The organism is Herbiconiux sp. 11R-BC (assembly GCF_049472555.1).
Lineage (GTDB): Bacteria > Actinomycetota > Actinomycetes > Actinomycetales > Microbacteriaceae > Herbiconiux.
In genome coordinates this window covers 762,837-774,836 of record NZ_JBCEBO010000001.1, presented here as the reverse complement: position 1 = coordinate 774,836, position 12,000 = coordinate 762,837, and the positions used below count along the sequence as shown (strand labels likewise).

Here is a 12,000-nt window from a genome sequence, read left to right as displayed (position 1 = left end):
CACGTAAGGAATCACCGTGACCAAGCTCCGTTTGGCCATCGTCGGTGCCGGCCCCGCCGGAATCTACGCCGCAGATCTGCTCGTCAAGGCCGAGCGCCACTTCGACGTGTCGATCGACCTGTTCGAGCAGCTGCCCGCCCCCTACGGGCTCGTGCGCTACGGCGTCGCGCCCGACCACCCCCGCATCAAGGGCATCATCACCGCGCTGCGCGAGGTGCTCGACTCGGGCGTCATCCGCTTCTTCGGCAACGTGCGCTACGGCGTCGACATCACGCTCGACGACCTGAAGAAGCACTACAACGCCGTCATCTTCTCCACCGGCGCCATCCACGACGCAGCACTGAAGGTGCCCGGCATCGAGCTCGAGGGCTCCTACGGCGCCGCCGACTTCGTGAGCTGGTTCGACGGGCACCCGGATGTGCCCCGCACCTGGCCGCTCGACGCGCAGTCGGTCGCCGTGATCGGCAACGGCAACGTGGCGCTCGACGTCTCGCGCATCCTCGCGAAGCACGCGGACGACCTGCTCGTCACCGAGATCCCCGCGAACGTCTACGAGGGGCTGAAGGCCTCGCCCGTCACCGACGTGCACGTGTTCGGCCGCCGCGGACCCGCGCAGGTCAAGTTCACGCCGCTGGAGCTCCGCGAGCTCGGCGAGATGAACGACGTCGACATGATCGTGCACGACGAGGACTTCGAGCTCGACGAGGCCTCGAAGGCCGCGATCGAGTCGAACAAGCAGGTCTTCGTGATCAACAAGGTGCTGAACCAGTGGCGCGAGCGCCCGGTCGGCCAGGCCTCGCGCCGGCTGCACCTGCACTTCTACGCCAAGCCGCTCGAGATCGTGGGCGACGAGGCCGGGCACGTGTCGGCCATCCGCTGGGAGCGCACGAAGCCGGATGCGGCGGGCGGGGTGGTCGGAACCGGCGAGATCCGCGAGCTGCCCATCCAGGCGGTCTACCGCGCGGTCGGCTACTTCGGCTCGCCCGTCGACGGCATCCCCTTCGACGAGCACCACGGCGTCATCCCGAACCACGAGGGCCAGGTGCTCGACGACTCGAACAGCGTCATCCCCGGCGTCTACGCCACCGGCTGGATCAAGCGCGGGCCCGTGGGCCTCATCGGCCACACCAAGTCCGACGCCATGGAGACGCTCGAGCACCTGAAGCGCGACCAGGCCAACTGGTGGTCGCCCGAAGACCCGGCCGAGGAGTCGATCCCGGCGCTGCTCGAGGAGCGCGGTGTGCTCTACACCGACCTCGACGGCTGGCACAAGCTCGACGAGCACGAGCTCGCGCTGGGGGCCGCCGAGGGCCGGTTGCGCGTCAAGGTCGTGCCGCGCGACGAGATGATCGAGATCTCGCGGGCGCAGCCGGAGGCCTGAGCCATGGTTGACGGCGAGGCCGAGCGCCCGGTCGCACCGCAGGTCGCGCCGGGCCGCTACCGGCACTACAAGGGCAACGACTACGAGGTGATCGGCGTCGCCCGCCACAGCGAGACCGAGGAGCCGCTCGTCGTCTATCGCCCGCTCTACGGCGACGGCGGCCTCTGGGTGCGCCCGCTGGCGATGTTCACGGAGACGGTGGAGGTCTCGGGCGCCGTCGTCCCCCGCTTCGCCCGCCTGCCCTGAGTCACCTTCCCGCGAGGGTGCGGGAGGGTGGGGTCAGCGGGAGCGGACCCGGGAGCGGACGGCCAGGGCTGCGCAGGCGACCACGGCCAGGGCACCGAGGGCCGTGACGAGGGTGAGGGGCTCGCCGAGCAGCAGGGCGGCCCACACGATGGTGAGCACCGGCTGCACGAGCTGGATCTGGCTCACCGAGGCGATGGGCCCGATGGCGAGCCCGCGGTACCAGGCGAAGAAGCCGAGGAACATGCTCACGCCCGACACGTAGCCGAAGGCCAGCCAGCCGTCGATGCCGGCGGTGGGCGGATGCGCGGCCACGGAGACCCCGGTGAGCACGGCCACCACGGGTGCGGCCGCCACGAGCGCCCAGCAGATCACCTGCCACGAGCCGATCTCCCGCGCGAGCAGACCGCCCTCCGCGTAGCCGACGGCCGCCGCCACGACGGCGCCGAGCAGGAGCAGGTCAGAGAGCTGCAGACCGCCGAAGCCGCCGGAGGAGACCACGGTGAAGCCGATCACCGCGGCGGCGCCGGCCAGACTGGCCACCCAGAACAGCCGGCTCGGCCGTTCGCGGGCGCGCAGCACGGCCACCGCGGCGGTGGCGGCCGGCAGCAGCCCGATCACCACGGCGCCGTGGCTCGCCGGCGCCGTCTGCAGCGCGAAGGAGGTGAGGAACGGGAACCCCACCACGACTCCGGCAGCGACCACCAGGATGCGCGGCCAGAGTCGTCGCGCCGGCAGTCGCGTGCGCGTGACGAGCAGCACTGCCGTGGCGAGCAGTGCGGCCACGAGCGCGCGCCCGGCCCCGACGAAGAGCGGATCGAGCGTCGACACCGCGATGCGCGTGAAGGGGAGGGTGAACGAGAAGGCCAGCACGCCGAGGAATCCCCACAGCAGACCGGGGGAGAGGAGGCGGGCCGTGAGCGGCATCCCCGTCCGCGTCGCGCCTGTCCGTGTGGTCCCTGTCCGCGTCGTCACCGGTAGCGGGTCGGTCACCGATGCAGTAGCGCTATCATCAGGCTTCATGAACAACAGTAGCAGTTCTGCGCTCATCGCCGTCGAGCTCCGCACCATGGTGGCCGGGCTGCGCGCCGGGGCGCGACTGCCCTCGACCCGGTCGCTCACCGCCCGCTTCGGCGCGAGCCCGGTGACGGTGCAGCAGGCCGTGCGCGTGCTCGTGCGGGAGGGGCTCGTGGAATCCCGTCCGGGTGCGGGCAACTTCGTGCGCCACGCCCAGCCCGCCCCGCGAGCCGACTACGGCTGGCAGACGGCGGCGCTCGGCGCGGTCGCACCGCACGGCGCCCTCGTCGGCTCGACCATGCAGACCCCCGCCGACGACGTGATCGCGATGCACAGCGGCTACCCCAGCGACGACCTGCTGCCGGTGCGGGCCGTGCAGTCCGCGCTCGCGCGCGCGGCCCGCTCGCGCTCGGCGCTCGACCGCCCGCACGCCTCCGGGCTGCCTGAGCTGCGCTCGTGGTTCGCGCAGGAGGTGGCCGAGGCCACCGCCTCCGGAGGCTCGGCTCCGACGGCCGCCGACGTCGTGGTGATGCCGGGTGGGCAGAGCGCGCTCTCGTCGATCTTCCGCGCCCTCGCGCGCCCGGGCGAGTCGATCGTGATGGAGTCGCCCAGCTACTGGGGGGCGATCGCCGCAGCCCGCCAGGCCGGTCTCGTGGTGGTGCCGGTTCCGCGCGCCGGCGACGCGGTCGATCCGATCGTGCTCACCGAGGTGTTCGAGCGCACCCGTGCGCGGCTCTTCTACGCCATGCCGCACTTCGCGAACCCCACCGGATCCACCTGGTCGCCGGAGCAGGCCGCCGCCGTGCTCGACGTGGTGCGCGAGAATTCCGCCTTCCTCGTGGAGGACGACTGGGCGCACGACTTCGCGATCGACGCCGTGGTGCGGCCGGTCGTGGCGAACGACACCGACGGTCACGTGGTGTACCTGCGGTCCCTCACGAAGAGCATCTCCCCGGCGGTGCGCATCGCGGGCGTGATCGCGCGCGGACCGGCGCTCTCGCGCATCCGGGCCGACCGGGTCGTCGACGGCCTCTACGTCAGCGGCGTGCTGCAGACGGCAGCGCTCGACGTGGTGACGGCGCCGGGCTGGCAGCCGCACCTGCGGCGCATGCGCGAACAGCTGCGGGAGCGACGGGATGCGCTCACCGCACTGATCTCCGCGGGTCTGCCGGCGGGCGTCCTCACCGCCGTCCCCGCCGGTGGTCTCAACCTCTGGCTGCGCCTGCCCCCGGGCCTCACCGCGGCCGGAGTGGTGGCCGCCTGCGCGGCGGAGGGCCTCCTCATCTCCCCGGGCGAGGAGTGGTTCCCGGCGGAGGCCGTGGGCGAGTTCGTGCGGCTCAACTACTCGGGGCCGAACCCGGGCCGGTTCGGCGAGGCGGTCGGCATCCTGGCGGCACAGCTGAGCTGAGCAGGGGCAGGGGCAGGGGCAGCGGCAGGGCAGAGCCGCCGGAGCGGAGCATCCGGCCAGAGGGTGAATCCGTGGGTGAACCCGCCGCCCTCTTCGCGAAATCGCCCGCGGGCTTTCATACGCTGGTGCGAGCCCGCAGTGTGGCGCGACCACCCATCGCGCTGCGCGGGCGATCGATGCCCACCGGAAACCCACCGGGAGGCGACGCAGCAAAGGGGACCCGCACGTGAACTCTGTCCGTTCAACGACCAATTCCGCCGACGGCCGAGGCCGCCGCGCCGGCTCGGGACGACGCTGGTATCAGCGCCTCGGAGCCGTCGCCGCCATGCTCTCGATCGCGCTCGTCGGCGCGATGGCGGTGGCTGTGCCGGCGCAGGCCGCCCCGCCGCAGGGCGCCCTCTCGATCACGAAGCTGGTCAACGGGCAGGACGCGGTCACCCTCGCTCCCGGTGATGAGTTCGACTACGTGATCACCGTCGGCTGCGACGACAACGACTGCATCAACGCCACGATGACGGATGCGCTCCCCGCCGCCTTCGACGGCTTCCAGATCCTCGGCACCGCGGTGACGCCCACCAGTCAGCCCAGCACCGTGGCCTACACCGGATGCTCCGGCGCGGTCACGGCGAACTGCGCGCTCTCGGTGACGTTCCTCGAGGGCCTGCTCGGCGGTGGGGTCGGCATCATCGCCGGCCACACCTACCAGATCGCCGTCACGCTGAAGGCGCCGCAGAACCTCCCTGCCACCTGGCCGTCCAACGGCGTCGCCGTCACGAACACCGCGAGCGCCCAGGCCGACACGGCGGCCACCGTCACCGACTCCGCCGACGTCACCGTGAACATCCCGGTCACCGTCGACACGGTGCTCGGCAAGACCTGGCTGCCGGCCACGCAGCAGTACCTGCCCGGCGCCGCCTCCACCGTCACGCTCAGCTCGCAGAACACCTCGAACGTGCCGGCCTCCACCCTCACGGTGCAGGACCCAGTGTCGGCCGTCGACGGCGCCACCGCCCTCGGCACCGACAACCCCTTCCGGCTGGTGGACTTCGCCGGCTTCGGCGCCGTCGCACTGCCGGCGGGCGCCGACACCGTGCAGGTCGACGCCTACGTCTTCGACACGGTCTCGGGCACCTACCTCTGGCAGCCCGGCTCACCGCGCGCGCCGGCGGACATCCAGCTTCCGGCCGGCGTGACGAACGCCGATGTCGTCGGGCTCCGCTTCACCTACGCCGGGGCGGGCGCGGATGCGGCCATCACCCCGGGCGGTGCCGCCGGCTCGGTCGCCCTCGACGCCACCCTGCGCACCACGAACCGTCAGACGGGTGCCTCGCTGGTCGGCGGCGGCACGGTCACCAACCAGGCGCAGGGCACGGTCACGGTTCCCGGCCAGGACCCGGTGAGCAAGACCGCCTCGGCTCCGTACACGGTCGGCCCCCTCACGGTGGCCGTCAGCGCCGACAAGCAGATCTCGCCCGCGCGCATCCCCGCCGGCACGACCGCCAAGGCCACCATCGCGGCCAAGAACGACTCCAACGGCCCGCTCAGCTCGCTGAAGCTCGACGACCTGGACTTCTTCACCGACTCCGTCGCGTTCGACGGCTTCAGCGCGCCCCTCGCCTATCCCACCGGGGCGACCGCCGCCACCATCACCTGGCACTACAGCGACGGCAGCACCCAGAGCTCCGCTGTGCCGAACAGCTCCACGCCGGCGGCGCCCGCCGCCCCGGGCGGTCAGCACCTCACCGGCTTCTCGATCGAGTACACCGGAGCCATCGCGGCCGGAGCCCAGACCACGAGCCAGTTCGGCATCAAGGCCGGCGTGGGGCTCGTGCCCGACCCGGCGACCTCGGTCGACCTCACCAACACCCTCGGCGTCACGGGGACCAACGCGAAGGGCAGCGCCACCGCATCCGACACGGCTCCGCTCGAGGTGTTCTACCCCGACATCAAGCTCGGCATCGACAAGAAGATCTCCCCCTCCGGCGCCGTGTCGCCCGGTGCCACGGTGGTGGCTCAGCTGCCCACCACCACGAGCACCGACTCGGCCTACGTGAACCCCACCAGCATCGTGGTGGAGGACTCGCTGCGCCCGAGCGTGGCGAACGACTTCTGGAACGCGTTCCAGCCCATCGCCATCGCGCCCACGCAGGTTCTCGCGGGCTCGACGCTCACCATCGAGTACACCACCGACGGCGGCGCCACCTGGGTGACCTTCACCACGGTCGACGCCACGGGCGGCACCCAGGTCTACTCCGGCAACCTGCCCACGGCCGACGTGCCGAACATCACCGGGCTGCGCTACACCTTCGCGAACCCGGACGGCTTCCCGCAGGGAACCACCGTGAGCCCCAACGCCGTGTTCCAGGCCCTGCCGACCCTGCGGGGCACCAGCACCCCCACCTCGGTGCCGAACGCCGCGCCCACCGTCTACGAGAACCTCGGTCAGGCTCAGGCGCAGGGTTCCGTCGACGGCAAGCCCGTGGTGCAGAGCGACGTGGTCACGGATGTGGCGGACGCCAAGATCCAGACCGAGAGCGGCGTCGGCACCCTGATCGCGTCGAAGGCCTGGCGCACGCCGGACTTCTCGGGCGACCTCTCCCTGCTGAGCTCGCAGTCGGGCGCGAGCGCGGCGACGCTCCTGGGCTGGGGGGTCACCTCGACCGGATACTCCTCCGCGACGATCAGCGACCCCTCGGGCACCGAGGCGACGCCGGCCCAGTCGGTGTTCCAGGCCTTCGACCTGACCTCGATCGCCCCCGTCGGCTACGGCACCGACCCGCTGCTGAAGTGGGACACCGTCTCGCAGGTGCAGCTCTACATCGGCGGCAACTGGGTGACCGTGACGTCGCCGAGCGGCGGCTGGATGGGCTCGAACGGGTTCCGCGGCTACACGCTCACCGGCAGCGAGTCCCAGAACGCCACGGGCGTGCGGTTCGTCGTCACGCCGAACGACGCCGCGCGCGCCAGCTCCAGCGATCCCCTCGCTCCTCCGGTGGGCTCGGGCGTCGCCACGAGCGCCAATGGCTCGGCGCGCTCGCTCGGCCTGGTCTGGAAGCTGCGCAACGCCCTGCGCGTGCCGAGCGCGAACCCGTCCTACCCGTGGGTGACCGCGACGCAGGCCTTCAACGACCCGACGCCTGGAACCGTCATCAACACGGTCGGCGTCTCGGGCGTGCAGAACGGGACTCCCGTCGGGCCCCGGACGGCGCAGGACAACATCGCCCTGATCGACCAGCCGCCGGCGGTCGACGTGACGAAGTCGTCGCAGAAGTCCGAGATCGTGGTGCCGAACCCCGGCGACGTCCCGGCAGCCGGCTACCCCACGAACGACTTCACCGTCACGGCGAAGAACAACTCCTCCTCGCGCGCCTCCTACCTGCGCGTCACCGACCCGATGCCCTGCTCCGACGGCGCGGTCGGAGCCTGCGTGAGCGCCCCGGACGCCTGGGCGGCCAACCCGTACGCCGGCGCGGTCTACACGCCCGGCACGAACCCGTTCGAGCGTTTCGACCTCACCGGCCTGTCGTTCAGCTACGACGCCACGCAGATCGACCCGCTCGCCTCGACGGTGTTCCTCTGGGAGCGCGCGGCCGACGGCACCTTGTCGACCCGCACGACCACCCTCGCCACCGCCCCCACCCTCACCGACCTCGGGAACGTCGTCGGTGTGAGCGTGGTGTACCAGGGCACGAACCCCGCGGCGAACGGCGGCTCGATCGCCACCGGATCGACGGCGGTACTGACACTGCACACGAAGCTGCGCATCACCCTCCGCAGCGACACCGCGGTGAACGTCACCCCGTTCCACGTGGAGAACTACGCCTTCGCCCAGAGCTACGACCCGGTGCTCTACCCCTCCGGACCGCAGAGCACCCCGAGCGACAGCGCGAACGCGGACATCACGATCGTCGGCGGCAAGCTCGGCGTCACGGCGCAGAAGGTGTTCTCGCCCGACTCGCTGCTCGAGCGCGACCGCACCACCCCGGTGACCGCCACGCTCACCGCCACGCAGGGCGACGCCACGGTGCCGACCAACCAGGTGACCGTCACCGACACGGATGCGGAGTTCTGGAACGAGTTCCGTCTCACCGGTCTCACCGGCGCCGACGTGACGCTCCCGGCCGGCTCCGACCGGGTGCAGGTCGACGTGCAGCTGAACGGCAGCGCGAGCTGGACCACGGGCACGCCGGCCGCGACCGCGGCGTTGCCCACGCTGCCCTCCGGCATCACCGTGGCCGACGTCACGGGCATCCGCTTCGTGTTCACCCGCGCAGACGGCGGCCTGTTCTCGCACACCATGCTCCCCGAGAACTGGACCGCCACCGCGCTGCTGCACGTGACGCTGCTCGACGTGGCGCGCTCGGGCGACCCCATCCTGTTCCCGAGCAGCATCGACAACGTGGTGACGAGCAACTCGCACCGCACCGACGACCCCGCCGTCTATCCGGATGCGAACGCCGACGCGCAGGACACCGTCACCCTCGAGCCGGGCAGCTACGCGCTGGACGTGTCGAAGACGCCGCAGGGCAACATCCACTCCGTCACGCCCGGCGATCCCAACGAGTGGACGATGACCTTCTCGAACACCGGCACCGGGTACCTCACGATCGCCGAGCTCGTCGACCAGCTGCCGACGTCGCTGGAGTGGGACGGCGCCACCCCCGCCTACGCCACGAGCGCCGGTGGCCTGCTGTCGACCGACGTGGCCGTGGCCTACGACGACGCGACCCGGGCGATGACCTTCACCTGGCCCAGCGCCGGACAGCGGATGGCGCCGGGTGAGACCTTCACCGTCACGCTCGGCATCGTGCTGCAGCCCGGCCTCGCCGCCGGCCAGCGCGCCACGAACCAGATGGTGGTGACGACCGGCCAGACCCTCGCGGCCTGCACCAACACCTCCGGCAACGGGCAAGGCACCCTCGCGGGCGTCGGCCCGGCCCAGTGCGGCACCACCAACTACGTGCAGCCCATCCCGGGCGCCTCGCTCATGACCACCAAGTCGGTGAAGGGCGCCGTCGCCGGCGGCCAGAACCTGAGCACCCCCGGCGGCCCCTGCCTCTCGGAGCTCGGCGGCTACTACCGCTACCCCTGCGCCGCGAACACGGTCGTGGGCGGTGTCGACGAGTGGAAGCTCGCCGCGGTGAACAGCGGAACGGTGGCCTACACCAAGCTCACGCTCGTCGACCCGCTGCCCTTCCCGGGCGACCGCCTGCTCGCCACCGGCGGCTCGCGCGGCTCGACCTTCCGTCCGCAGCTCGACAACTCCTACCAGCCGGCCTTCACGGCTCCGGCGGGGACCACCGTCACCTGGCAGGTCACCACGGCCGCCGACGTCTGCGTGGGCTCGGGGGCGACCGCGTGGCCGAGCGATCCGACCTGCTCCACGCATCCGGTGGCCTCCGACTGGTCCGACGGAGCCACCTACACGGGTGACTTCGCGGCGGTCACGGGCATCCGCTACGTGTTCGACTTCACCACCACCGCGGCGCACCTGCTGGCGCCCGGCGGCGGAGTGCAGGTGCTCTACCACACGGTGAACCACCCGGCCACGACCGCGAACCCCGAGCAGGCGCCCGTGTCGGTGCCGGTGACGGATGCGGTGGCCTGGAACCAGTTCGGCGCCTCGGCCGTGCTCTCGGTCGGCGGAGTGCTCTCGCGCGCCCCGATCAAGGCCGGCGTGGTGCTCACCGGCGGTCCGCTGCAGATCACCAAGGCGGTCACCGGAGCCGGCGCGGCCACCGCCCCGACCTCCTTCGGAGCGACGGCGGCCTGCATGGTCGACGGTCAGCCGGTCGACTTCCAGGGCGCCGGCCACGTCACCCTCGACGCGGCGAACTCCTACACGGCCCGGATCGACGGCATCCCGCTCGGCGCGGCCTGCACGGTGACCGAGGACGGCACGGAGGGGTCCTACGGCGAGACCACCCGCACGGTGTCGCCCGCCTCGGTGACGATCGCCTCGCCGGCCGCGAACACCGCGCCGGTGCCGGCCGCTCAGCAGGTGACCGTCACCAACGACTACGCGCTCACCTCGCTCACCGTCACCAAGACGGTGTCGACGCTCGCGACCGTCGGCGACTTCGGTCCCTTCACCTACACGGCCACCTGCACCACGGCGCTCGGCGCCCCGATCGCGCTCGCGCCGGAGGACGCCACCTTCACGCTCAGCGACGGCGGCTCGCACACCATCGGCGACCTGCCGGTGCGCGCCGACTGCACCGTGGTGGAGAGCGACACCGATCACGCCACCGACGCCGGCAACACGGTGACGGTCAGCGTGAACGGCGGGCCGGCCACCGCCGGGACCACCGCCGACGTCACCCTCGCCGACGGCGCCAACACCGCCGCCTACACGAACACCTACGGGGCCGGCACGCTGGCGGTCACGAAGACCCTCGCGGGCGGCGCGGCGGGCGACGGATCGGGCACCCCCGGTCCCGACGACGGCTACGGCCAGGGTCCGTTCACGGTGGCCATCACGTGCACCTACGACGGCCAGACGCTCTACGACGACAGCATCCAGCTTGTCGGCGGCCAGACCACGACCCTGCCCGAGCAGTTCCCGGTGGGCACCTCGTGCGCCGTGTCGGAGACGGTGACCGGCGGCGCGAACAGCAGCGTCGTCGACCTGCCGACCGTGCTCATCCCGGCCGCGGTCAGCCCCGCGACGGTGGGAGCCGTCACGGTCGACGTGACCAACACCTTCACCCCCGGCAGCGTGCACATCACGAAGGTGCGCGACGGAGCGGGCGCGGACGTCTACGGCGCAGGCCCCTTCACCGCCCAGGTCACCTGCACCTGGCAGAAGGACGGCCAGACGCTCACCATTCCGCTGCCGAACGGCGGCATCGTGGTGCTCGACTCGTCGAACTCCTACGAGGCGACCGTCGACGGGCTCATCGCGGGTGCGGACTGCGCGGTCGTCGAGACCGTGCAGGGCGGGGCCACGAGCGTCACGTACTCGCCCGCCGGCCCGGCCGACGGTGCGCTGGTCACGGTGCCCGACAGCGCCCCGGCCGAGGTCACCGTCACCAACACCTTCGACACCGGCAGCCTGGCCGTGGTGAAGAACCGGGTGGGCAGCGGCGTGGAGGCGTTCGGCGCCGGTCCCTTCACGGTGCAGGTGGTCTGCACCTGGCTGAAGGACGGCGTGGTCACCCCGATCGACCTCGGCGACGCGTCGACGCTCGTGCTCTCGGCCGACAACGCGTATCGGGCGAGTGTCGACGGCCTGATCGCGGGCGCCGACTGCGCGGTGACCGAGACCGACCGCGGCCTCGCCACGGCATCCGTCACCGACCCCGCCGACGGCCACATCACGATCCTGGCCGACGGCGTTCCGTCCGGACCCGCGACCGTGACGGTGACCAACACCTTCGACGTCGGTCAGCTCTCGCTCGAGAAGACGGTCGACAAGAAGGCCGTCTCGGTGGGCGACACCGTGGTTTACACGATCACGCTGAAGAACGTCGGCGAGATCGACGCCACCGGCATCACGGTGACCGACGAGTTCCCGAAGCAGCTCACGATCGTGTCGACCAGTCCGGCCGCCACGAGCACCACGGGCAACACCCTGAGCTGGCAGGTGGCCTCGCTGCCGGTCGGCGCGACGCAGAAGTTCACGGTGACCGCGGTGGTCAACTCCGCGGGCACGATCGCGAACCTGGCGAACGTCACGAACCCCGTTGGGCCCTGGGGTGAGGTCGACCACACGGGCGACGTCGCTCCCGACGGCGAGTCGCAGGCGCAGCTCGTGGCCACCGTGCCGGTGCTGCCGGGCGACGGCGGACTCGCGAGCACCGGGTTCGCAGCCGCGGCCGGGCTGATCCTCGGCACCGGGGTGATCGCGCTCGGTCTCGCACTGTTCGTGTTCGTGCGGCGTCGCCGCCGGGCGTGACGACCGGGCTGCGGCGGCCGGCAGCGGGGACTACCCCCTGTCGGCGGCCGCCGC

The 12,000-nt window shown here is 71.9% G+C and carries 5 protein-coding genes; 4 read left to right on the top strand and 1 reads right to left on the bottom strand.

Going from position 1 to position 12,000, the window contains the following annotated elements:
- Positions 1-16: 16 nt before the first annotated feature.
- Together VD659_RS03475 and VD659_RS03470 are read left to right on the top strand one after the other, a co-directional pair.
- Positions 17-1,381: an FAD-dependent oxidoreductase gene (locus VD659_RS03475; protein WP_137837713.1), complete on the top strand. Its 1,365-nt coding sequence runs from the start codon at positions 17-19 to the stop codon at positions 1,379-1,381.
- A 3-nt stretch (positions 1,382-1,384) separates the two neighbouring features.
- Positions 1,385-1,627, top strand: coding sequence for a DUF1653 domain-containing protein (locus VD659_RS03470; RefSeq protein ID WP_423259734.1), 243 nt, complete (start codon positions 1,385-1,387; stop codon positions 1,625-1,627).
- Positions 1,628-1,660: 33 nt separating this feature from the next.
- On the opposite strand, the gene VD659_RS03465 is transcribed toward VD659_RS03470, so the two are convergent.
- A complete protein-coding gene (locus VD659_RS03465) occupies positions 1,661-2,551 on the bottom strand; it encodes a DMT family transporter (RefSeq protein ID WP_423259733.1) in 891 nt (296 codons plus the stop codon).
- Between the two features lie 94 nt (positions 2,552-2,645).
- On the opposite strand from VD659_RS03465, the gene VD659_RS03460 reads away from it, so the two are divergent.
- Positions 2,646-4,049, top strand: coding sequence for a PLP-dependent aminotransferase family protein (locus VD659_RS03460; protein ID WP_423259732.1), 1,404 nt, complete (start codon positions 2,646-2,648; stop codon positions 4,047-4,049).
- A 226-nt stretch (positions 4,050-4,275) separates the two neighbouring features.
- Complete coding sequence (locus tag VD659_RS03455; protein ID WP_423259731.1) at positions 4,276-11,946, top strand: DUF5979 domain-containing protein; 7,671 nt, start codon at positions 4,276-4,278, stop codon at positions 11,944-11,946.
- The last annotated feature ends 54 nt before the right edge of the window (positions 11,947-12,000 follow it).

Coding starts and splice junctions, on each gene's coding strand:
- VD659_RS03470 (WP_423259734.1), top strand. CDS start 1,385: ATGGTTGACGGCGAGGCCGAGCGCCCGGTCGCACCGCAGGTCGCGCCG.
- VD659_RS03465 (WP_423259733.1), bottom strand. CDS start 2,551: ATGCCGCTCACGGCCCGCCTCCTCTCCCCCGGTCTGCTGTGGGGATTC.
- VD659_RS03460 (WP_423259732.1), top strand. CDS start 2,646: ATGAACAACAGTAGCAGTTCTGCGCTCATCGCCGTCGAGCTCCGCACC.